21 protein-coding genes are annotated in these 21,310 nt (G+C 53.7%); 7 read left to right on the top strand and 14 right to left on the bottom strand.

What is annotated here, in order from left to right; all coding sequences use genetic code 11:
- Window positions 1-72 precede the first annotated feature (72 nt).
- The gene (locus AC07RN_RS01775; RefSeq protein WP_478335427.1) at window positions 73-1,146 is read right to left on the bottom strand and encodes an acyltransferase family protein; all 1,074 of its coding nucleotides are present in this window, start codon (window positions 1,144-1,146) and stop codon (window positions 73-75) included.
- 268 nt (window positions 1,147-1,414) lie between these two features.
- Between AC07RN_RS01775 and lolC the strand changes: the two genes are divergently transcribed.
- Genes lolC through cobB form a run of 5 tightly spaced genes read left to right on the top strand, consistent with a single transcriptional unit; the run spans window position 1,415 to window position 6,348 of the window.
- On the top strand, window positions 1,415-2,614 hold the full coding sequence (gene lolC, locus AC07RN_RS01770; protein ID WP_449553480.1) for a lipoprotein-releasing ABC transporter permease subunit LolC: 1,200 nt from the start codon (window positions 1,415-1,417) through the stop codon (window positions 2,612-2,614).
- Window positions 2,607-3,308 (top strand): lipoprotein-releasing ABC transporter ATP-binding protein LolD, encoded by a 702-nt coding sequence (gene lolD, locus AC07RN_RS01765; RefSeq protein WP_012017027.1) that lies wholly within the window; start codon window positions 2,607-2,609, stop codon window positions 3,306-3,308. Before lolC ends, lolD begins: the two co-directional genes overlap by 8 nt.
- On the top strand, window positions 3,308-4,549 hold the full coding sequence (gene lolE, locus AC07RN_RS01760) for a lipoprotein-releasing ABC transporter permease subunit LolE (RefSeq protein ID WP_478335426.1): 1,242 nt from the start codon (window positions 3,308-3,310) through the stop codon (window positions 4,547-4,549). Before lolD ends, lolE begins: the two co-directional genes overlap by 1 nt.
- Before the next feature lie 50 nt (window positions 4,550-4,599).
- The gene (gene nagK / locus AC07RN_RS01755; RefSeq protein ID WP_478335425.1) at window positions 4,600-5,511 is read left to right on the top strand and encodes an N-acetylglucosamine kinase; all 912 of its coding nucleotides are present in this window, start codon (window positions 4,600-4,602) and stop codon (window positions 5,509-5,511) included.
- 15 nt (window positions 5,512-5,526) lie between these two features.
- Window positions 5,527-6,348 (top strand): Sir2 family NAD+-dependent deacetylase, encoded by an 822-nt coding sequence (cobB, locus tag AC07RN_RS01750; RefSeq protein WP_235135340.1) that lies wholly within the window; start codon window positions 5,527-5,529, stop codon window positions 6,346-6,348.
- A gap of 46 nt (window positions 6,349-6,394) precedes the next feature.
- Here the strand turns inward: cobB and potD are convergent, their stop codons facing one another.
- Genes potD through potA form a run of 4 tightly spaced genes read right to left on the bottom strand, consistent with a single transcriptional unit; the run spans window position 6,395 to window position 10,182 of the window.
- Window positions 6,395-7,441 carry a spermidine/putrescine ABC transporter substrate-binding protein PotD gene (gene potD / locus AC07RN_RS01745; RefSeq protein ID WP_478335424.1) on the bottom strand — a complete coding sequence of 349 codons (1,047 nt, stop codon included), beginning with the start codon at window positions 7,439-7,441 and terminating at the stop codon, window positions 6,395-6,397.
- Window positions 7,438-8,244, bottom strand: a complete 807-nt coding sequence (gene potC / locus AC07RN_RS01740; protein WP_478335423.1) for a spermidine/putrescine ABC transporter permease PotC — start codon at window positions 8,242-8,244, stop codon at window positions 7,438-7,440. The genes potD and potC overlap by 4 nt, the downstream gene beginning before the upstream one ends.
- Window positions 8,241-9,098 (bottom strand): spermidine/putrescine ABC transporter permease PotB, encoded by an 858-nt coding sequence (gene potB / locus AC07RN_RS01735; RefSeq protein ID WP_235135343.1) that lies wholly within the window; start codon window positions 9,096-9,098, stop codon window positions 8,241-8,243. The genes potC and potB overlap by 4 nt, the downstream gene beginning before the upstream one ends.
- Window positions 9,082-10,182 (bottom strand): spermidine/putrescine ABC transporter ATP-binding protein PotA, encoded by a 1,101-nt coding sequence (gene potA, locus AC07RN_RS01730; protein WP_478335788.1) that lies wholly within the window; start codon window positions 10,180-10,182, stop codon window positions 9,082-9,084. The genes potB and potA overlap by 17 nt, the downstream gene beginning before the upstream one ends.
- Window positions 10,183-10,468: 286 nt before the next feature.
- Here potA and pepT point away from each other — a divergent pair, with 286 nt between their 5' ends.
- A complete protein-coding gene (pepT, locus tag AC07RN_RS01725) occupies window positions 10,469-11,695 on the top strand; it encodes a peptidase T (RefSeq protein ID WP_041689374.1) in 1,227 nt (408 codons plus the stop codon).
- A gap of 43 nt (window positions 11,696-11,738) precedes the next feature.
- Here pepT and AC07RN_RS01720 read toward each other — a convergent pair whose 3' ends face one another.
- The 8 genes from AC07RN_RS01720 to rluE form a co-directional block, all read right to left on the bottom strand.
- Window positions 11,739-12,860: a ribosomal protein uL16 3-hydroxylase gene (locus AC07RN_RS01720; protein WP_012017036.1), complete on the bottom strand. Its 1,122-nt coding sequence runs from the start codon at window positions 12,858-12,860 to the stop codon at window positions 11,739-11,741.
- Window positions 12,861-12,951: 91 nt separating this feature from the next.
- Window positions 12,952-14,415, bottom strand: coding sequence for a two-component system sensor histidine kinase PhoQ (phoQ, locus tag AC07RN_RS01715; RefSeq protein ID WP_478335422.1), 1,464 nt, complete (start codon window positions 14,413-14,415; stop codon window positions 12,952-12,954).
- Window positions 14,416-15,087 carry a two-component system response regulator PhoP gene (phoP, locus tag AC07RN_RS01710; protein WP_041689375.1) on the bottom strand — a complete coding sequence of 224 codons (672 nt, stop codon included), beginning with the start codon at window positions 15,085-15,087 and terminating at the stop codon, window positions 14,416-14,418.
- Between the two features lie 123 nt (window positions 15,088-15,210).
- On the bottom strand, window positions 15,211-16,581 hold the full coding sequence (gene purB, locus AC07RN_RS01705) for an adenylosuccinate lyase (protein ID WP_407436740.1): 1,371 nt from the start codon (window positions 16,579-16,581) through the stop codon (window positions 15,211-15,213).
- A gap of 19 nt (window positions 16,582-16,600) precedes the next feature.
- Window positions 16,601-17,230: a high frequency lysogenization protein HflD gene (gene hflD / locus AC07RN_RS01700; RefSeq protein WP_012017040.1), complete on the bottom strand. Its 630-nt coding sequence runs from the start codon at window positions 17,228-17,230 to the stop codon at window positions 16,601-16,603.
- A 24-nt stretch (window positions 17,231-17,254) separates the two neighbouring features.
- On the bottom strand, window positions 17,255-18,364 hold the full coding sequence (gene mnmA / locus AC07RN_RS01695) for a tRNA 2-thiouridine(34) synthase MnmA (RefSeq protein ID WP_166638638.1): 1,110 nt from the start codon (window positions 18,362-18,364) through the stop codon (window positions 17,255-17,257).
- Window positions 18,365-18,405: 41 nt separating this feature from the next.
- Window positions 18,406-18,879: an NUDIX hydrolase gene (locus AC07RN_RS01690; RefSeq protein ID WP_449553471.1), complete on the bottom strand. Its 474-nt coding sequence runs from the start codon at window positions 18,877-18,879 to the stop codon at window positions 18,406-18,408.
- Between the two features lie 9 nt (window positions 18,880-18,888).
- Window positions 18,889-19,542, bottom strand: coding sequence for a 23S rRNA pseudouridine(2457) synthase RluE (gene rluE, locus AC07RN_RS01685; protein ID WP_235135347.1), 654 nt, complete (start codon window positions 19,540-19,542; stop codon window positions 18,889-18,891).
- A 117-nt stretch (window positions 19,543-19,659) separates the two neighbouring features.
- Between rluE and icd the strand changes: the two genes are divergently transcribed.
- A complete protein-coding gene (gene icd, locus AC07RN_RS01680; RefSeq protein ID WP_012017044.1) occupies window positions 19,660-20,910 on the top strand; it encodes an NADP-dependent isocitrate dehydrogenase in 1,251 nt (416 codons plus the stop codon).
- A 78-nt stretch (window positions 20,911-20,988) separates the two neighbouring features.
- On the opposite strand, the gene AC07RN_RS01675 is transcribed toward icd, so the two are convergent.
- On the bottom strand, window positions 20,989-21,228 hold the full coding sequence (locus AC07RN_RS01675; protein WP_012017051.1) for a DinI family protein: 240 nt from the start codon (window positions 21,226-21,228) through the stop codon (window positions 20,989-20,991).
- Window positions 21,229-21,310: the final 82 nt, after the last annotated feature.

Here is a 21,310-nt window from a genome sequence, read left to right as displayed (position 1 = left end):
GATCGTTTTACATTAGCAAACTGGAACCGCACAGAGCGAAAATTTGCCCCCGATGAAGGGGGCAGAAGGGCGTTAGCGCGCGGGTTGCGCGGGGGCGAGACGTGCCGGAGGCGTGAAGAATACATCACCAAACAGCGCGCTGGAGGCTTTGCGCGCACCTAATCCAATCAGCGTACACACCAACAGGCTGATAAACGGATACACTAGAATAAGCGACAGCTCTGCCCACACCGGCCAGTACGCGGCGTTGAGTTCGGCAATCAGCACGAGGCTGAATATTTCAATCAGGATCCGATGCGTAGCGTAAATGGCAATCGTGTTTGAACCGACAACATTCAGCAGATTATTGGGATGCACGGCGTAACGCTGCTCAAGGCTGTAGAAAAGTTTCATGATCAGCAGAATCGACAGCAACGAAAGCAGCAGCGGAACGTTAGCAAACCATAGCACCACCGAAACGGCACCAAAGGCCATAATGGGCAGCCAGTAACGACGCATGGTCATGTCTTTCATCCACGCCATCAGCTGCGCGCCATACCATGCGCCCAGGCTGTAGTAGATCATATTGCGCACCACGCTGTTCATTCCCCACCACGGCAGCGGTAGGAAGTTAATCGCCACGCTTGCCAGCACCAGCAGGGCGAGCATCGGCAGCTTCCAGCGGCTCAGCATTTTACACAGCGTGAAGTAGACGATTAGCGCGTACAGATACCAAAGACTGGTGCTGGCGGTGAGCATGCCGCGAATAAAACCGGCGAACGAATCCGCGTAGGCGGCGTTGGACGACGTCGAGAGCTCGCGCTCCGGCGCCAGCCAGTCATTGATGTGGCTTATCGCCTGCCATTGCAATATCCCCCACAGGGCCAGCACCCAGACGATGCTCCAGATCCTTTTATCCAGGCTCGTGCGCCAGCCAACGTCATCGATATAGCGGCGAATTAAATAACCCGAAATAAAGAAAAACACCGGCATGCGAAACGGCGCGAGATAGAGATTGAAGTAGACCCAGCATTTGGCGAGCAGGCCGGAGAGCGGATGTTGCAGCCCGTCGAGATGAGGGTAAAAAGTGATGACCGAGTGGTAAATCACGACCAGACAGATGCACAATCCTTTTATCTGATTAATCCATAATGCTTTTTGTTTCATCGGTAACGGATACCTGTTTTGCCATAAACGAAACGTCGATCCTGGGCGAACGGGCAGGGGATGTAATCAGTAAGAGTCTGTATCCGGGTCATTTTCGGAAAAGGTGGAGGGTGAAGGTGATGGAATGATGTGCATATCTGCGAGTAGCGTTCTGATTTTTCTTGTTTTTTCGGAAAATTCATTACCAAAGCTTACGGTATCAGTCATTTACGCTTAACGGATTCGCTTATATACTCGTGGGTCTGCTATCAGCAACCAGACGGATTTCATGTATCAACCTGTCGCACTCTTCATAGGCTTACGTTACATGCGTGGGCGCGCCGCGGACCGCTTCGGTCGCTTTGTCTCCTGGCTTTCCACTATCGGCATTACGCTTGGCGTAATGGCGCTGGTGACGGTACTTTCCGTAATGAATGGCTTCGAGCGCGAGCTGCAAAACAACATCCTGGGGCTGATGCCACAGGCGGTTCTCTCTTCGACTAACGGATCGATTAATCCGCAACAGTTACCTGAAAGCGCGGTGAAACTGCAAGGCGTGAATCGTATTGCGCCGCTGACGACCGGCGATGTGGTGCTGCAAAGCGCGCGCAGCGTCTCGGTGGGCGTGATGCTGGGCATCGACCCGGCGCAAAAAGATCCGCTTACGCCGTATCTGGTGAACGTCAAACAGACCGATCTGGCACCGGGTCAATACAACGTGATTCTGGGCGAACAGCTTGCCGGGCAGCTTGGCGTCAACCGTGGCGACCAGCTGCGCGTGATGGTGCCGTCTGCCAGCCAGTTTACCCCGATGGGCCGCTTGCCAAGCCAACGCTTGTTCAACGTGATCGGCACGTTTGCCGCCAACAGCGAAGTCGATGGCTATCAGATGCTGGTCAACATTCAGGATGCGTCGCGCCTGATGCGTTATCCGCTGGGCAACATCACCGGCTGGCGTCTGTGGCTCAACGAACCGCTGAAAGTGGACGTGCTGAGCGAGCAAAAATTACCTGAAGGCACCAAATGGCAGGACTGGCGCGAGCGCAAAGGCGAGCTGTTCCAGGCTGTGCGCATGGAAAAGAACATGATGGGGCTACTGCTGAGCCTGATCGTCGCCGTCGCCGCGTTTAATATCATCACCTCGCTGGGTCTGATGGTGATGGAAAAACAGGGCGAAGTTGCGATTCTTCAAACGCAAGGGCTAACGCCGCGCCAGATTATGGCGGTGTTTATGGTCCAGGGGGCGAGTGCCGGGATTATCGGTGCGCTGCTCGGTGCGGTGCTCGGGACGCTGCTTGCCAGCCAGTTAAATAATTTGATGCCGATTATCGGAATTCTGCTCGACGGCGCGGCGCTGCCGGTCGCTATCGAGCCGTTGCAGGTCGTTGGTATCGCGCTGGTCGCTATGGCGATCGCGCTGCTTTCTACGCTTTATCCTTCATGGCGCGCTGCCGCCACTCAACCCGCTGAGGCTTTACGTTATGAATAAGATCCTGTTGCAATGCGACAACCTGTCCAAACGCTATCAGGAAGGCAACGTGCAGACGGACGTGCTGCATGAAGTCAGCTTCAGCGTGGGCGAAGGCGAGATGATGGCGATTGTTGGCAGCTCAGGCTCCGGCAAAAGTACGCTGCTGCACCTGCTTGGCGGGCTGGATACGCCGACGTCTGGCGATGTGATTTTCTCCGGTACGCCGTTGAGTTCGATGTCTTCGACGGCGAAAGCCGATCTGCGTAACCGTGAGCTGGGCTTTATCTATCAGTTCCACCATTTGCTACCAGACTTCACCGCGCTGGAAAACGTCGCGATGCCTTTGCTGATTGGCAAAAAGAAACCGGCTGAAATTAACACGCGCGCCAGCGACATGCTGAAAGCCGTGGGGCTTGCACACCGCGGGAATCACCGTCCTTCCGAGCTATCCGGCGGGGAACGTCAGCGCGTCGCCATTGCCCGTGCGCTGGTCAATAACCCGCGTCTGGTATTGGCCGATGAACCGACCGGTAACCTGGATGCGCGTAATGCTGACAGCATTTTCCAGCTGCTTGGCGAGCTGAACGCGTCGCAGGGCACCGCATTTCTGGTGGTGACGCACGACCTGCAACTGGCAGGGCGGATGAGTCGCCAGCTTGAGATGCGCGACGGACGTCTGACGACGGAAATGACCCTGATGGGAGCCGAGTAATGGCGTCGTCGTTATCCTTACTGATCGGTTTACGCTTTAGCCGAGGCCGTCGCGGTGGCATGGTGTCGTTGATTTCCGTGATTTCTACCGTGGGCATTGCCTTGGGCGTCGCGGTGCTTATCGTCGGTTTAAGCGCGATGAACGGCTTTGAGCGTGAGCTTAATAACCGCATTCTGGCCGTCGTTCCACACGGTGAAATCGAGCCGGTTAATCAGCCGTGGAATAACTGGAATGACGCGCTGACCAAAATTGAAAAAGTGCCGGGCATTGCCGCCGCTGCGCCTTACATCAACTTCACCGGACTGGTTGAGAGCGGGGCAAACCTGCGCGCTATTCAGGTCAAGGGCGTGAATCCGCAGCAGGAAGAGCGTCTGAGCGCGTTGCCGCAGTTTGTGCAAAACGGCGCATGGGCGGGCTTTAAGGCGGGCGATCAGCAAATCATTATCGGTAAAGGTGTTGCCGATGCGCTGAAGGTGAAGCAAGGCGACTGGGTGTCAATCATGATCCCGAACGCCAGCGCCGACCATAAGCTCCAGCAGCCCAAACGTGTGCGTTTGCATGTGACCGGTATTTTACAGTTGAGCGGTCAGCTCGATCACAGTTTCGCCATGGTGCCTCTGGATGACGCGCGTCAATATCTGGATATGGGCGACAGCGTGACGGGTATCGCCATCAAAGTGAATGATGTATTTAACGCTAATAAACTGGTGCGCGATGCCGGTGGCGTCACCAATAACTACGTTTACATCAAGAGCTGGATAGGCACTTACGGCTATATGTACCGCGATATCCAGATGATCCGCGCCATTATGTATCTGGCGATGGTGCTGGTGATTGGCGTTGCCTGCTTCAACATCGTGTCCACTCTGGTGATGGCGGTGAAAGACAAGAGCAGCGATATCGCAGTGCTGCGTACGCTGGGGGCAAAAGACGGTCTTATTCGCGCTATTTTCGTCTGGTACGGTCTGCTCGCGGGCCTGTTTGGTAGCCTTTGCGGCGTGGTGATTGGTGTGGTCGTTTCGCTACAGCTGACGCCGATTATCAACGGCATCGAAAAGCTGATCGGACACCAGTTCCTGTCAGGCGACATCTATTTTATTGACTTCCTGCCTTCTGAATTGCATTGGCTGGACGTTATTTATGTGCTGGTTACAGCACTTTTACTGAGTCTGCTGGCAAGCTGGTATCCGGCGCGTCGCGCAAGCCGAATTGATCCGGCGAGGGTATTAAGTGGCCAGTAATTTGTCATGATCGGGTGAGCTTTGCCGCCAGATCAAAAGAGGAATGCGTTATGTATTATGGATTTGATATTGGCGGCACCAAAATTGCGCTCGGCGTGTTTGATGAACATCTCAAATTGCAGTGGGAAACCCGCGTTCCCACACCGCGCGAAAGCTACGATGAATTTTTAACTGCCATTGCCACGCTGGTGGCGCAAGCGGATACCCGCTTTGGCGTGAAGGGCTCGGTTGGCATCGGCATTCCCGGTATGCCAGAAACCGATGACGGCACGCTTTATGCCGCCAACGTGCCTGCCGCCAGCGGTAAACCGCTGCGCGCCGACCTGTCTGCACTTCTCGATCGAGACGTCCGGCTCGACAACGACGCTAACTGTTTTGCCCTTTCAGAAGCCTGGGACGATGAGTTCCGCGCGTATCCATTGGTAATGGGATTGATCCTGGGCACGGGTGTGGGCGGTGGCATTATTGTTGATGGCAAACCGATTACTGGTCGCAGCTATATTACCGGCGAGTTTGGTCACATTCGCCTGCCGGTGGATGCGCTGGAAGTGGTGGGGCGCGATTTCCCGCTAACGCGCTGCGGTTGCGGGCAACACGGGTGTATCGAGAATTATCTTTCGGGCCGTGGGTTTGCATGGCTATATGAACACTTCTATCATCAGAAAATTGAGGCTCCTGAAATCATCACTCTGTGGGAGCAGGGGGATGAACAGGCGCGGGAACACGTTGAGCGCTATCTGGATCTGCTGGCGGTGTGTTTAGGCAATATTATGACGATTGTCGATCCCGATTTGCTGGTGATAGGCGGTGGATTATCCAACTTTTCGGCGATCACCGAGCAGCTGTCCGGGCGTTTGCCGCGGCATTTGTTGCCGGTGGCTCGTGTGCCACGTATTGAACGTGCGCGTCATGGCGACGCCGGGGGAATGCGCGGTGCGGCGTTCCTTCATCTCACCCGCTAGTTATACGAGGTTATTATGCTGTCGCGCCGGTCACATCGACTCACCCGTTTTCGCAAAACTAAACGTCGCTTGCGTGAGCGCTTACGCCAGCGAATTTTTTTCAGAGACAGAGTGATGCCTGAAGGAATGGAAAAACCAAGAGTGGTCGTGCTGACCGGCGCGGGTATCTCCGCTGAGTCCGGCATTCGTACTTTCCGTGCTGCAGACGGTTTGTGGGAAGAGCACCGCGTGGAAGACGTCGCGACGCCGGAAGGTTTCGCGCGCGACCCCGCGCTGGTGCAGGCGTTTTATAACGCTCGCCGCCGTCAGTTACAGTCGCCCGAGATTGCACCAAACGCGGCACATTTGGCGCTGGCAAAACTGGAGCAGGAGCTGGGCGATCGTTTTCTGTTGGTCACGCAGAATATCGACAACCTGCATGAGCGCGCCGGTAACCGCAACATTATCCATATGCACGGTGAACTGCTGAAAGTCCGCTGTGCGTGGAGCGGGCAGGTGCTTGACTGGACCGGTGATATCACGCCGGATGACAAGTGTCACTGCTGCCAGTTCCCGTCACCGCTGCGCCCGCATGTGGTGTGGTTCGGCGAAATGCCGTTGGGGATGGACGATATCTACAGTGCGCTGGCGATGGCCGATATTTTCATTGCCATCGGCACGTCCGGGCATGTCTATCCCGCGGCTGGGTTTGTGCATGAGGCGAAACTGCACGGGGCGCACACGGTTGAGCTTAATCTGGAACCGAGTCAGGTTGGCAGCGAATTTGAAGAAAAACAATACGGTCTGGCGAGCGCAGTGGTGCCCGATTTTGTAGAGAAGTTGCTGAAAGGGTTATGAACACGCAATTCCCTCTCCCGGTTGGGAGAGGGAAAATGTGGCTACCTCAGCGGCCCGCCTTCAGCTTCTGATAATAGTCTTCATAAAGGCGGCTCGCGTCGCCCACATCATTCTGCCATTCGCCTTTTTTGATAGTCACCGCGTCGGGATACAGTGACTTATCGTTTGCCACTTCCGGGCTAAGCAGTTTGCGAGCGGCAAGGTTTGGCGTCGGATAACCAATGGTTTCTGCCACCTGTTTTGCTACGTCCGGGCGCAGCAGGAAGTTAATTAACTTCATCGCCCCGTCGACGTTTTTAGCGTTTGCCGGAATCGACAAGCTGTCCATCCAGAAGATCCCGCCTTCTTTCGGCCACACCACCTGCAGCGGCGTCCCGGCTTGACGCGCAACGTACGCCGACCCGTTCCACACCATCCCCAGATTCACTTCGCCTTCCATGTACGGGTTTGCCGGGTTGTCGGAGTTAAACGCCGCCACGTTTGGCATCAGCTTTTTCAGCTCGTTATACGCCGCGTCGATCTCTTTCGGGTCAGTCGTATTACCGGAAAAACCCAGTTTACGCAGCGCCATCTGGAACACTTCGCGAGCGTCGTCGGTCAACAGCAGGCTGCCTTTGTATTCCGGTTTCCAGAGATCGGCCCAGCTTGTCACCGTTTTGGGGTCAATCTCATCGCTGTTCACGCCGATTGCCGTTGCACCCCAGATATACGGGATGGAGTAGTCATTGTTCGGGTCGAACGGTTTGTTGAGCATCTCCGGATCGAGGTTATTGAAGTTGGTGAGCTTCGTTTTATCGATCTTCTGGATCATGCCCTCTTTGCGCATTTTGTCGACGAAATAGGTCGACGGCACCACCAGATCGTAAGCGCCGTCTTTATAGGTTTTGAGCTTGGCATACATGGTTTCGTTCGATTCGTAGGTCGAATAGATAACCTTGATGCCGGTCTCTTTGGTGAACTGTTCCAGCAGACCTGGCGGCACGTATTCAGTCCAGTTATAGAAGTAGAGCGTTTTGCTGTCGTCCGCATGCGCAGCGCTCATGCTCATGGCAAGTGCGCCTGCCGCGAGCAGGTGGCGTGACCATTTCATCATTTAACGTCCCCTGAGTGGTGAGCCTTAAAGCTCCTGGTTTTATCACGAGCAATGAGCTGACTGGCGATGACCAGAACCAGCGATAACAGTAGCAGAATGGTTGCCAGCGCGTTCACCTCGGGCGAGACGCCGACTTTGACCATGGAATAGATTTTCAACGGCAGAATTTCATACCCCGGCCCGGTGACGAATGAAGAGACCACCACGTCGTCCATCGACAGGGTGAAGCTCAGCAGCCACCCGGCGGCCACCGCAGGCATTGCCAGCGGCAGAATGATTTTGCGCAGAATGGTGAGTTCGCTCGCGCCCAGATCTTTGGCCGCTTCGAGCATCCGCACATCAAAGCCTTTGAGCCGTGAGTACACCGTCACCACCACAAACGGCAGGCAAAAAGTGATGTGAGAAAACAGCAGCGACCAGAACCCAAGCTGGACGCCGAGCAGCATAAACAGCACCAGCAGTGAAATAGCCATGACGATATCGGGCGACATCATCACCACAAATAACATGCCGCTGACGAAAGGCTTGCCGCGAAAACGGTAGCGATACAGCGCCACGGCGGTAAGCGATCCGATCAGCGTCGCAAAGGTCGCGGAGACGATCGCCATCGTCAGGGAGTGTTGCGCCGCCTGCAACAGGCTGTCGTTGTTCATCAGCAGGCTGTACCATTTTGTCGTAAAGCCCTGCCAGTTAATGCCGAAACGCGAACTGTTAAATGAGTTAACGATCAAAATGATAATCGGGATGTAGAGATACGCGTAAATGACGGTCATAAAACCGCCGCGCAGCAGACGACTGGTCATTCAAGATCTCCCTTTTTGTTCAGCCAGCGGGACGCGCGCCAGTAAACCAGCAGCATAAGCCCCATCACCACCGTCAGCGTGATACTGGTGGCGGAACCGAACGGCCAGTCGCGAATATTCAGGAACTGGCTTTTTATCACGTTACCGATCAGCAGATTTTTCGCGCCACCCATCAGATCAGAAACATAAAACAGCCCCATCGCAGGCAGCATCACCAGCAAACAGCCCGCGATAATGCCCGGCATCGTCAGCGGAAGGATGATGCGAATAAATGTCTGAAACTTGTTGGCACCTAAATCTTTCGCAGCCTCCAGCAGCGGTCTGTCGAGTTTCTCAATGCTGGAATAGAGTGGCATAACCATGAACGGCAGCAAGATATAGACCAGGCCAATGATCACCGCGCTGGGCGTAAACATGATGCGAATCGGCGTATCAATCACGCCCAACCACAGCAAAAACTCGTTCAGATAGCCTTTGGTGCTCAGGAATATTTTCAGACCATAAATGCGGATCAGCGAGTTGGTCCAGAAGGGAACTATCAGCAAAAACAGCAGCAGCGGACGCACTTTTTGCGGTAAACGCGCCAGAAACCAGGCGAAGGGATAGCCCAGCGCCAGGCAGGCAAGCGTAGCAATGACCGCCATATTGAGCGAGTGGAGCAACACTTCAAAATAGAGTGGGTCCAGCAGGCGCGCGTAGTTATCCAGCGTAAAGACCAGTTTGACAAAATCGGTGTCGTCGCGGGTCAAAAAACTGGTGGCGATGATCATCAGGTTGGGCAGAAATACAAACAACACAAGCCAGCCCACGATCGTGGCGATCACCACATTCTGGAATTTACTTGTGTTCTTCATCAGCCAGTACGACCTCCCAGCTTTCTACCCAGTTCACGACCATTTTTTGATCGAGCGGGTGGTCAAAGTCCGGATCGTCTTCGTTGAAGAATTCACTGACGAACACCATTTTGCCGCTTTCCAGTTCAACCACCGATTCCAGCGTCATGCCTTTGTAGTTGCGCTCGCGGATATAACCGATAAGCCCTTCGACGTCAGTGCTGTCATGAATTTCATCTACGCGCAGATCTTCCGGGCGCAACATGACGTTCAGCTTCTGGCCTTTCTCCACCGGGAAGTTGACGGTGATATTGCACGCGAGGCCTTCTACGTTGGCGCGGACGCGTTGCTCATCCAGACGCTCAATGACGGTCGCATCAAAGATATTGATCTCACCAATAAAACTGGCGACAAACAGGTTTTTAGGCTCTTCGTAAATTTCACGCGGGGTGCCGTCCTGCTCGATTTTGCCGTCGCGCATCACCACGATCCGATCCGACATGGTCAGCGCTTCTTCCTGATCGTGCGTGACAAACACAAAGGTGATGCCAAGCTTGCGCTGTAGCGCTTTGAGTTCGTTTTGCATCTGTTTGCGCAGCTTGTAATCCAGCGCGGAGAGGGATTCATCCAGCAGCAGAAGACGTGGTTTATTCACCACCGCACGAGCGATAGCCACGCGCTGCTGCTGGCCGCCGGAGAGCTGATGGGGTTTGCGTTGGGCGAATTCGTCTAGCTGAACCATGCGCAGCGCATCGTTGACGCGTGGGGTAATCTGCTCGTTTGGCGTTTTTTGCATGCGCAGGCCGAACGCCACGTTTTCGAACACGGTCATGTGCGGGAAAAGGGCATAGCTCTGGAAGACGGTGTTAACGTGACGGTTTTCAGCAGGCACATCGGTGATGTCCTGATTTTCAAGATGAATTTGGCCGTTATCGACGCTTTCTAATCCTGCGATAAGGCGCAACACGGTCGTTTTGCCACAGCCGGAGGGGCCAAGCAGCGTAAGAAACTCACCGTTATTAATGCTCAGGTTAAGATCGTTGATGACGATTTTACCGTCGAAACTTTTGCTGATCCCCGATAAAAGCACCAGCGGCGACACCATACCCAGTTGTGTATTCAATTTTTGGCTCTGTCCCCTATAAGCGCTACGAATGGGTTTTCGTTAGCGGGATTTGTGTTCAACCACCCTGGTGACTCGCAATGAGGGCGGCCATTCTACGGCAAAGCATTGAAATCACCAATCCTTGTGACTGATTGATAAACTATATTTATTAACCAATAACGACATAAACGAATATATTCTCGTTTACGGGATAAAAGTGACCTGACGCAATATTTGGGTTTTGATGCTTAATGATAATGTTGTCACAAAAAGTGAGGGTGACTGCATGGATAAATTACTTGAGCGTTTTTTACAGTACGTATCGCTGGATACCCAATCTAAAGCGGGTGTCAGGCAGGTGCCGAGCACTGAGGGTCAATGGAAGCTGTTAAACCTGCTGAAGGAACAGCTGGAAGAGCTTGGCCTGGTCAATGTGACGTTAAGCGAGAAAGGTACGGTGATGGGGACGCTGCCAGCGAATGTCCAGGGTGACATTCCGGCCATTGGATTCATTTCCCACGTTGATACTTCACCCGATTTCAGCGGTAAGAACGTCAACCCGCAAATAGTCGAAAATTACCGTGGCGGCGATATCGCGCTGGGCATCGGCGACGAAGTCTTGTCCCCGGTCATGTTCCCGGTGCTGCATCAGCTGCTGGGACAAACGCTGATCACCACTGACGGCAAAACCTTGTTGGGCGCGGATGACAAAGCGGGCGTGGCCGAGATCATGACTGCGCTGGCCGTGCTGAAAGGCAAAAACGTGCCGCATGGCGATATTCGCGTGGCCTTTACGCCGGATGAAGAAGTCGGCAAGGGTGCAAAACATTTTGACGTCGCTGCGTTTAACGCGAAGTGGGCTTACACCGTCGATGGCGGTGGTGTGGGTGAACTGGAGTTCGAAAACTTTAACGCGGCGTCGATTACCATCAAGATCGTTGGCAACAACGTTCATCCTGGCTCGGCGAAAGGGGTGATGGTGAACGCACTGTCGCTGGCGTCGCGCATTCACGCGGAAGTACCGGCACAAGAGAGCCCTGAACAGACCGAAGGTTATGAAGGTTTTTATCATCTCACCAGTATTAAAGGCACGGTCGATAGCGCGCAGATGCATTACATCGTGCGTGATTTCGACCGTAAAGCCTTTGAAGCGCGTAAGCGTAAGATGATGGAGATCGCCAAAAAAGTGGGCAAAGGGCTGCACCCGGATTGCTACATTGAGCTGATCATTGAGGACAGCTATTACAACATGCGCGAGAAAGTAGTCGAGCATCCGCATATTCTGGATATCGCTCAGCAGGCGATGCGCGATTGCGATATCGAACCGCAGCTGAAACCGATCCGCGGTGGCACTGACGGCTCGCAGCTCTCCTTTATGGGACTGCCTTGCCCGAATCTGTTTACCGGCGGCTATAACTACCACGGCAAGCATGAGTTTGTGACGCTGGAAGGGATGGAAAAAGCGGTGAAAGTGATTGTGCGTATTGCCGAGATAACAGCAAAGCAGGCGTAAAATACTGCCCGGTCAGCGAAATAGCTGCCGGGCTTTATCTCTCTTAGTCTTCGAAGAACCAGTATCCGCTGTTGACCAGCGCGGCTAACATTGCCAGGAACGAGGGATCTTCCAGCGCGTCACCAAAGGTTTCAGCGTTCAAGACCATATGGCTTGCCAGAGCTTCGAGTGCTGGACGGTGCGGTGAATCGAGTTTTTCGCCGTTAACGAAAATGTCATCGCCAATACGCAGTACACGTAAGCCACCCAGACGCACCAAGGAATCTCCCTGCTGCAACGCATCGTAAATTTCATCCGGCTGATACGGCGGCTCTGCAGGCGCAACGTCCAGTTCATGACGGGACTGGCTGATAAATTCGCCAAACCACTGCTTGAAATGTTCCGGCTCGTTAATCAGGCCCAGCATCATCTCTCGCAGCTTATCTAACTCTTGCGGCAGAACGTCGGCCGGGTGTTCACGCGCAGGCACATCAGGGTCGCTGTAGCGATGACTGCCCAGCTCACGCTGCAGCACGTAATCGGCAAATCCGCTGATCATCTCACGCCCGCTTGGCGCGCGGAATCCCACGGAATAGTTCAGCGAGTTCTCCAGCGAATAGCCTTCGTGCGGGAATCCCGGCGGGATATACAGAATATCGCCTGGCTCAAGCTCTTCGTCGATAATGCCTTCAAACGGATCGACCTGAAGCAGATCGGGATGTGGACAGTGCTGTTTCATCGGCACTTTCTCGCCCACACGCCAGCGACGGCGGCCCGTACCCTGAATGATAAACACATCATATTGATCCAGATGGGGGCCAACGCCGCCACCGGGCACAGAGAAGGAGATCATCAGATCGTCCATGCGCCAGTCGGGCAGGGCACGGAACGGATGCATCAAGGCTGCGGTAGGTTCATGCCAGTGGTTGACGGCCTGAACCAGTAATGACCAGTTGTTTTCACCCAGATGATCGTAGCTTTCGAAAGGCCCGTGGCTCACCTGCCATTTACCGTCCTGATGACTCACCAGTCGGCTATCCACTTCGTTTTCCATCGCCAGTCCCGCCAGTTCGTCTGGCGAGATGGGGTCAACAAAATTGCTGATGCCGCGTTTCAGAACGACCGGGCGTTTCTGCCAGTAACGTTCGATAAAATCGGGCCAGTTTAGCGTTAAGTGATATTCCATATTATTTATTTCCGCAGGCTCTTATTGAGTCGGATTATAACGGAAGCTCACAAGGCTGCGTGCGTGAATCTCGCTTTTTTCACATTCCGCGCTAACTATCGTCGGAAGAGGGATGTTGGCGGCCAAAAATGGCCACCATCCGCGCGCCACCCAGCAGGCTATCGCCGGTTTCAATTTTGCCGTTGTACTGCTCGACAATCTCCTGGGCAACGGAAAGCCCGACGCCCTGTCCAGGGCGCAGCGTGTCTGCGCGTTGGCCACGATCGAAAACGACATCGCGTTTGTTTTTTGGGATCCCAGGCCCGTCATCTTCAATGATGATGTGCAACGCGTCATCCGTCTGCTGCGCGGACACTTCCACAAATTCCAGGCAATATTTGCAGGCGTTATCCAGCAGGTTTCCCATTACTTCGACAAAATCATTTTTCTCGCCGACAAAACTGATTTCAGGCGAAATATCGAGACTAATATTCACGCCTTTGCGTTGATACACTTTATTCAATGCGGAGGTCAAACTGTCGAGCAGCGGTGCGACGGGATGCAACTCGCGGCTTAACAGTGGGCTGCCCGAGCGCATGCTGGCGCGGTGCAGGTAGTAACCAATTTGCTGCGAGATACGACTGATCTGCTCCAGCATTACCGGCTCGGCATCATCCACGCTCAGTTTGGAACCGCGCATCGAACGCAGCGTACTTTGCATTACCGCGAGCGGAGTTTTAAGACTGTGCGTCAGATCGGTCAGCGTGGTGCGGTATTTATCATAGCGATCGCGTTCGCTTTTGAGCAACCGATTGAGGTTTCGCACCAGACTTGTCAGTTCTCGCGTGGTTTCTGGATTGAGTTTTTCGCGATTGTGTTCTTCAAGCTCGCGCACCTCTTTGGCCAGCGATTCGATAGGTCTCAGGCTCCACCAGGCCGCGATCCACAGTAGCGGGATCACCAGCAGCAGGTTTGCAGCCAGCACATACACGAACCAGCTCCAGACCATATAGGAGCGTTTTAACTCAACGGGAATCGTGTCGATGACCACAATCGTTAGCTGGGGCATATCTATCGTGGCGGGATAAAGATTGATGGCTACCGAGTGCGTCATCTCAGTGTCGTCGTCATCGTCCCGGATTTCGGCGAGTTTACGCTGCATGGACGCATCATTGTCGAGCAACCTGCTGGTGGCATTCACGTCAGCTTCAATTTCATGAAAACCATTCGTTTTGAGCCATTCCGGGCGAATACTTTTTTCCAGCCACGGAACATGGCGTTGTGCCCAGAGCAGCTTGCCTTTCTCGTCATAAATCAGCGCCATCGTCGGACTTTGCCGATCCAGATTCTCGGGCATGTCGACGCTGATGTGGTTGTTTTCCCATTTTGCCAGCGTGTAGAACAGATTGCTCTCCCCGCGCAGCAGACGAAAGGTCGTTTTATCAAAGCTAACGCTGTAACCCACGAGCGCCACCATGCCGTAGGCGAGCGAGAGGATCAGCACCACCGCTGCGGTGGCCAGCAAAAAACGGACCCGCAGTGAAAGGGGCAAAATATGACGAAGAAGTCTTTTCATTTAGCGTAATTCAAACAGGTATCCCTGACCCCTCACCGTCGTGATGACGTCATGCGGATGCTGCGCCTGGATTTTTTTGCGCAAACGTCCCATCAGCACATCAATCGTATGGCTCTCGCGCAGTTCGGCATCCGGGTAAAGCTGAAGCATTAATGAATCTTTGCTCACCACTTTGCCGCTGTTGCGGATCAGCGTTTCCATAATGGTGTATTCAAACGCCGTCAGTTTGATGACTTCATCGTTGATAGAAAATTCACGACGAGACAGATCGACCTGGAATGGTGGTAGCGAGATGACCTGAGAGGCCAGACCGCTGTTGCGGCGCATCAGGGCCTGAATACGGGCCGCGACTTCTTCGATGTGGAACGGTTTGGTGACGTAATCATCTGCGCCCGCGCTGAGCACTTCGACTTTGTCCTGCCAGCCTTCGCGAGCAGTCAAAACCAGTACGGGGAGAGAAACGTCATGGCTGCGCCAGCGGCGGATCAGCGACAGGCCGTCTTCATCCGGCAAGCCCAAATCGACGATGGCGATATCGGGCAGATGTTCATTGAGATAATAATCGGCTTCTTTTGCATCTTCTGCGTCATCAACCTGATGACCCATTTCCTGAAGCTGAACTTTCAGGTGATGACGTAGCAAAGCATTATCTTCAACAACCAATACGCGCATCATCTCTTCTCCCTAACATTAATGGTATGAATAGTTTAACGCTGATTATGTGGCTGTGGGGATAAACATTGAGTAAACGCTGTGGAAGGAACCCTCTTTCCGGGCGGAAAGAGGGCGGGGGCCTTATTTCAATTCATCAACCATGGTGATAGCACGGCCAATATAATTGGCTGGCGTCATCTCTTTCAGACGCGTTTTTTCGTCTTCCGGCAGTTCCAGGCTATCGATAAAGTGTTTCATGCCTTCAGCATCAACACGCTTGCCGCGCGTCAGCTCTTTCAGTTTTTCATACGGCTTTTCGATGCCATAGCGACGCATCACCGTCTGAATCGGCTCGGCCAGCACTTCCCAGTTGTGGTCCAGCTCGTCCAGCAGACGGTCACGGTTCACTTCCAGCTTGCTCACGCCTTTCAGAGTGGACTGGTAAGCAATCAGCGCGTAGCCAATACCCACGCCCAGGTTGCGCAGAACGGTGGAGTCGGTTAGATCGCGCTGCCAGCGGGAAACAGGCAGTTTGCTCGCCATGTGCTGCAGTAGAGCATTCGCCAGGCCCAGGTTGCCTTCGGAGTTTTCAAAGTCAATCGGGTTCACTTTATGCGGCATGGTGGACGAGCCAATTTCGCCAGCGATGGTTTTTTGCTTGAAGTGGTTCAGCGCAACATAGCCCCACACGTCACGATCAAAGTCGATCAGGATGGTGTTAAAACGGGCGATGCAGTCAAACAGCTCAGCAATATAGTCGTGCGGCTCGATCTGCGTGGTGTACGGGTTCCACTGGATGCCCAGAGAAGTCACGAACTCTTCGCTGAACTGGTGCCAGTCAACTTCCGGATAGGCGGCAATGTGCGCATTATAGTTGCCGACCGCACCGTTGATTTTGCCCAGAATTTCAACCTGTTCCAGCTGGCGGAACTGGCGCTCCATACGGTACGCCACGTTCGCCATCTCTTTGCCCATGGTCGATGGAGTCGCTGGCTGACCATGGGTGCGAGAAAGAAGCGGAATGTCGCGATACTGAACGGACAGGTCTTTGACCGCATCGATGATTTTGCGCCAGTAAGGCAGAATCACTTCCTGACGGGCGGTAGAGAGCATCAGCGCGTGAGAGAGGTTGTTGATATCTTCGGAAGTACACGCGAAGTGGATAAATTCAGACACCGCGTGCAGCGCAGGGATGCTTTCCACTTTCTCTTTCAGGAAGTATTCAACCGCTTTCACGTCGTGGTTGGTGGTGCGCTCGATCGTTTTGATACGTGCGGCATCTTCTTCATTGAATTCTGCCACCACTTTATCGAGGTAATCGTTTGCCTCGGCAGCAAAAGCAGGAACTTCCTTGATTGCTGCGTGCGCGGCCAGTTTTTGCAGCCAGCGTACTTCAACTTGTACACGGAATTTCAGCAGACCATATTCGCTGAAAATCCCGCGCAGCGCGCTGACTTTATCGCCGTAACGTCCATCAACAGGGGAAACGGCGGTCAGTGAGGATAATTCCATAATTCGCAACTCCGGGAGGTTAACAATGAGCAAGAATTTGTTTTGCCTGAGCGGTCAGGCGATTACGAGAAAACATTAATTGCAGTCGGCCACCGCCAACCTGATGCCACAAAACGGCGGCACGGATGCCAGCCAGAAGCGAGGCGCGGACCTTCGCCTGCACCTGCGAGCTTTGCAGCACGGCAGGGGAGCCGGTCACCTGAATACGTGGACCCAGCGGGCTGATGACGTCGACGTAAATGGCGGCCATCGCGCTCATTAGCGTTTCAGACTGCAGATCGAAGTGATCGAGCTGACGCTGTAATCCCGCGATGCGATCGCCGAGCGTATCCATCGCGCCTTTTGCACTGTTCAGCTTACGCTCCAGCACCATCAGGCTGAGCGTATAGCGCGTTAATTCCGCGTTCAACCCCTGACGATTGCTTGCATTCAGCACGCCGAGCAGCGTTTCGAGACCGAGACGAAGATTTGTTTCGCTGCCACCGAACACGCCCAGCGTTGAGCCAGGATTGAGGTCGATAACGCTGTTAAGCGAAACGTGCAGCGCGTCAGCATCGCAATGCCCCTGATGCGCCAGCTGTTGCACCAGACGAGCAGACTGGCAAATTCCTGCCAGTGCCAGGGTGATGTCATAATAATTCTTCGCCACACGGGCTCCTTTTAGTGTGCTCGTTTACACCGCTGCCAGAGGCAGGCGCTGTTCAATGATACCGCCGCCCAGACAGATTTCACCGCTATAGAAAACGGCTGACTGGCCTGGCGTCACGGCAGAAACCGGCTCGTCGAAACGAACCTCAACGCGTTCTTCATCCAGTGCCGTCACGGTGCAGGGAATATCGGTCTGGCGATAACGGGTTTTGACTGTGCAACGCAGCGTACCGGTAAACGGCTCGCGATCCACCCAGTGCAACTGCTGGGCGATAAGACCGACAGACATGAGGCGCGGATGTTCGTGACCCTGGGCAACGACGAGAATATTGTTCTCAACGTCTTTGTCGACAACGTACCATGGCTCTTCGCTGCCTTCTTTTGTACCGCCAATACCTAAACCTTTGCGCTGTCCGAGCGTGTGATACATCAGGCCCTGGTGTTCGCCCACATCATCGCCATCAACGGTGATGATTTTGCCCGGTTGAGCCGGCAGGTAACGCCCCAGGAATTCGCGGAATTTGCGCTCACCAATAAAGCAGATGCCGGTTGAGTCTTTTTTCTTCGCGGTAATCAGATCAAGGTCTTCGGCGATTTTGCGGACTTCAGGTTTTTCAAGTTCACCGACCGGGAACAGGCTTTGCGCAATTTGGTCATGGCCGAGCGTATAAAGGAAGTAACTCTGATCTTTGTTGCCGTCGAGGCCGCGCAGGAGTTGGCTTTTGCCATCAACGTCTGCACGACGCACGTAGTGACCGGTCGCGATAAAGTCAGCGCCCAGATCTTCCGCGGCGAACTCAAGGAAGGCTTTAAATTTGATCTCTTTGTTGCACAGAATATCCGGGTTCGGCGTGCGACCCGCTTTGTACTCTTCCAGGAACAGTTCAAAGACGTTGTCCCAGTATTCCGCCGCAAAGTTGACGGTGTGCAGTTCAATGCCGAGCTTATCGCACACGGCCTGCGCATCTGCGAGATCCGCAGCTGCTGTACAGTATTCCTCGCCGTCATCTTCTTCCCAGTTCTTCATGAACAGGCCTTCGACCTGATAGCCCTGTTGTTGCAACAGCCAGGCAGAAACGGAGGAGTCGACACCGCCGGACATGCCGACGATCACTTTTTTTGGGCTTGCTGACATAGGAATACTCACGACATTGAACTTAAAGGCGGCATATTCTATCACGCGCCCCCACCGTTGACACCCTCTGTAAACGGCCAGTTAAATTCGCTGATAACGTCAAGCGGCAAGCGGCTGCCCGTCTGATAGCAACGAATGCTTTCGGCAACCAGCGGCGAGCGCAGGTTTGGCGCGTTAAGGATTTCCTCGGCAGTGACCCACAGGCAGCGATCAATATCGTCATCATGCGGCTCAGTGGCGCACATTTCGTTAAGTTCGATGACGAATAAAAAGCGCAGGAACGGCGTGCGGTCGGGTGCAATCCACTGATGCAGACGGATGAAATGCTGTGGCTGCGCATCTATACCGGTCTCTTCCCATAGCTCGCGTTTGGCGGCCTGGACCAGCGTTTCGTCCGCTTCCAGATGCCCGGCGGGCTGATTCCACAGCGCTTTGCCGTTGATTGTCTCTTCAACGACTAAAAATTTGTCCTGCGCGTGAACCAGTGTGGCAACCGTAACATGAGGCTTGAACATGATTTCTCCTTATTCCGTCGCGTCGCGCCATTCCCCGTTGGCAAGGGAATCCAGCGTGTAATGACCCATGGCATAGCGGATAAGCCGCAGGGTAGGGTAACCAACGTGGGCCGTCATCCGGCGAACCTGCCGATTGCGACCTTCATACAGGGTGATTTTCAGCCAGGCGGTGGGAATGGATTTACGCTCGCGAATCGGTGGATTACGCGGCCACAGCCACTCCGGTTCGCTGACCCGCTCAACGCCAGCAGGCAGCGTTGGGCCGTCGTTTAACGCCACGCCGTGACGCAGTGCAGCCAGCGTTTCGTCCGTTGGTTCACCCTCAACCTGAACGTAATAGATTTTTCCGGTGCGTTTACCCGGCTGGGTCAGGCTTGCCTGCAATGCCCCATCGTTGGTTAACACCAGCAAACCTTCGCTATCGCGGTCCAAACGCCCCGCGGCGTATACGCCCTGAACAGGAATAAAATCTTTCAGGGTGCTGCGCCCGGCTTCGTCCGTGAACTGCGGCAAAACATCGTAGGGTTTATTGAACAAAATGACCCGTTTTGGCGGGTTTACGGCTGTTCTTCTGGTGGCTTGTTGTGAGCTGAATCGCTCAACCCGGTGATTTCTAAAAGAAGTTTTCTTCATGGTATTTTCAGCGTCGGTCAATTGCCGCATTATAGCCTAATAACGAATGCCTTTCATGGCGCCGGACATTCAGGTACTATCGGACGGCTCATTACAAATTATTAACATAAGATCAGTAACAACCAGAAGCGCTCGAAGGAGAGGTTAATGGAAAGCAAAGTAGTTGTTCCGGCGGAAGGTAAAAAGATCACCCTGCAAAACGGCAAAATTAACGTTCCACACAACCCGATTATTCCCTTCATTGAAGGTGATGGAATCGGTGTAGACGTTACTCCTGCAATGCTGAAAGTGGTTGATGCCGCTGTTGAGAAAGCCTACAAAGGCGAGCGTAAAATTTCCTGGATGGAAATTTACACCGGTGAAAAATCGACCCAAGTTTACGGCCAGGACGTTTGGCTGCCAGCAGAGACGCTGGACCTGATTCGCGAATACCGCGTGGCGATTAAAGGCCCACTGACCACCCCGGTCGGCGGCGGTATCCGTTCCCTGAACGTTGCTCTGCGTCAGGAACTCGATCTGTATGTTTGTCTGCGCCCAGTGCGTTACTACCAGGGTACACCGAGCCCGGTAAAACGTCCGGACCTGACCGACATGGTTATCTTCCGTGAAAACTCAGAAGACATCTACGCGGGTATCGAATGGAAAGCGGACTCTGCTGACGCAGAAAAAGTGATTAAATTCCTGCGCGAAGAGATGGGCGTGAAGAAAATTCGCTTCCCTGAGCATTGCGGTATCGGCATCAAGCCGTGCTCCGAAGACGGTACTAAACGTCTGGTGCGCGCAGCCATCGAATACGCAATCACCAACGATCGCGACTCTGTGACTATTGTTCACAAAGGCAACATCATGAAGTTCACCGAAGGCGCATTCAAAGACTGGGGTTACCAGTTGGCGACTGAAGAATTCGGCGGCGAACTGATCGACGGCGGTCCGTGGCAGAAAATTAAGAACCCAAACACCGGCAAAGAGATCATCATTAAAGATGTTATCGCCGATGCGTTCCTGCAGCAGATCCTTTTGCGTCCAGCTGAATACGACGTGATCGCGTGTATGAACCTGAACGGTGACTACATCTCTGACGCCCTGGCGGCGCAGGTTGGCGGTATCGGTATCGCGCCTGGTGCAAACATCGGTGACGAATGCGCACTGTTCGAAGCTACCCACGGTACGGCACCGAAGTACGCAGGCCAGGATAAAGTGAACCCAGGTTCAATCATCCTGTCCGCTGAAATGATGCTGCGCCATATGGAATGGTTCGAAGCCGCAGACCTTATCGTGAAAGGCATGGAAGGCGCGATTAACGCGAAAACCGTGACTTACGATTTTGAACGTCTGATGGACGACGCTAAGCTGCTGAAATGTTCAGAGTTTGGCGACGCGATTATCGCGAACATGTAATCAAGTTTCTGGGGTATGTTAGAACGGGAGCCGGATGGTTCCCGTTTTTTTTCGACAGAATTCCCCAAAACGTCATTTCTATTCCATTACCATCCAGGCATCGGCCTCGTCGAACATCTCTTCAAGCATGCGGTTCAATTTTTCACGATCGCTTTTGCTGGCATCGCTGTTCAAGCCGTTTGCCTGCATGGGTTTAACCTTTACAACCGCATCAGGGAAAATGCGATGCACGCGCTTGGTTAACTCATTCAGAATGATGTCATTCGCACCGACCAGACCCTGAACGTTGCGCTTGTCATAGACGAGTTCAACAAACATACTTACCTCAATAACTGTTTTTATATACAGCATTTTCACTGGTCACGCGGAAAGAGTCAAGAATGCTTCAGATAAATGAGGC

This window comes from Lelliottia sp. GFLA7 (assembly GCF_056490165.1).
The sequence above is the reverse complement of the archived record's forward strand: the minus strand, read 5'-3'. Positions and strand labels throughout refer to the sequence as shown.

What these genes read in the sequence shown, in the direction of transcription:
- AC07RN_RS01775 (WP_478335427.1), bottom strand. Translation starts at nt 1,146, where the DNA reads ATGAAACAAAAAGCATTATGGATTAATCAGATAAAAGGATTGTGCATC.
- lolC (WP_449553480.1), top strand. Translation starts at nt 1,415, where the DNA reads ATGTATCAACCTGTCGCACTCTTCATAGGCTTACGTTACATGCGTGGG.
- lolD (WP_012017027.1), top strand. Translation starts at nt 2,607, where the DNA reads ATGAATAAGATCCTGTTGCAATGCGACAACCTGTCCAAACGCTATCAG.
- lolE (WP_478335426.1), top strand. Translation starts at nt 3,308, where the DNA reads ATGGCGTCGTCGTTATCCTTACTGATCGGTTTACGCTTTAGCCGAGGC.
- nagK (WP_478335425.1), top strand. Translation starts at nt 4,600, where the DNA reads ATGTATTATGGATTTGATATTGGCGGCACCAAAATTGCGCTCGGCGTG.
- cobB (WP_235135340.1), top strand. Translation starts at nt 5,527, where the DNA reads ATGCTGTCGCGCCGGTCACATCGACTCACCCGTTTTCGCAAAACTAAA.
- potD (WP_478335424.1), bottom strand. Translation starts at nt 7,441, where the DNA reads ATGATGAAATGGTCACGCCACCTGCTCGCGGCAGGCGCACTTGCCATG.
- potC (WP_478335423.1), bottom strand. Translation starts at nt 8,244, where the DNA reads ATGACCAGTCGTCTGCTGCGCGGCGGTTTTATGACCGTCATTTACGCG.
- potB (WP_235135343.1), bottom strand. Translation starts at nt 9,098, where the DNA reads ATGAAGAACACAAGTAAATTCCAGAATGTGGTGATCGCCACGATCGTG.
- potA (WP_478335788.1), bottom strand. Translation starts at nt 10,182, where the DNA reads ATGGTGTCGCCGCTGGTGCTTTTATCGGGGATCAGCAAAAGTTTCGAC.
- pepT (WP_041689374.1), top strand. Translation starts at nt 10,469, where the DNA reads ATGGATAAATTACTTGAGCGTTTTTTACAGTACGTATCGCTGGATACC.
- AC07RN_RS01720 (WP_012017036.1), bottom strand. Translation starts at nt 12,860, where the DNA reads ATGGAATATCACTTAACGCTAAACTGGCCCGATTTTATCGAACGTTAC.
- phoQ (WP_478335422.1), bottom strand. Translation starts at nt 14,415, where the DNA reads ATGAAAAGACTTCTTCGTCATATTTTGCCCCTTTCACTGCGGGTCCGT.
- phoP (WP_041689375.1), bottom strand. Translation starts at nt 15,087, where the DNA reads ATGCGCGTATTGGTTGTTGAAGATAATGCTTTGCTACGTCATCACCTG.
- purB (WP_407436740.1), bottom strand. Translation starts at nt 16,581, where the DNA reads ATGGAATTATCCTCACTGACCGCCGTTTCCCCTGTTGATGGACGTTAC.
- mnmA (WP_166638638.1), bottom strand. Translation starts at nt 18,364, where the DNA reads ATGTCAGCAAGCCCAAAAAAAGTGATCGTCGGCATGTCCGGCGGTGTC.
- AC07RN_RS01690 (WP_449553471.1), bottom strand. Translation starts at nt 18,879, where the DNA reads ATGTTCAAGCCTCATGTTACGGTTGCCACACTGGTTCACGCGCAGGAC.
- rluE (WP_235135347.1), bottom strand. Translation starts at nt 19,542, where the DNA reads ATGCGGCAATTGACCGACGCTGAAAATACCATGAAGAAAACTTCTTTT.
- icd (WP_012017044.1), top strand. Translation starts at nt 19,660, where the DNA reads ATGGAAAGCAAAGTAGTTGTTCCGGCGGAAGGTAAAAAGATCACCCTG.
- AC07RN_RS01675 (WP_012017051.1), bottom strand. Translation starts at nt 21,228, where the DNA reads ATGTTTGTTGAACTCGTCTATGACAAGCGCAACGTTCAGGGTCTGGTC.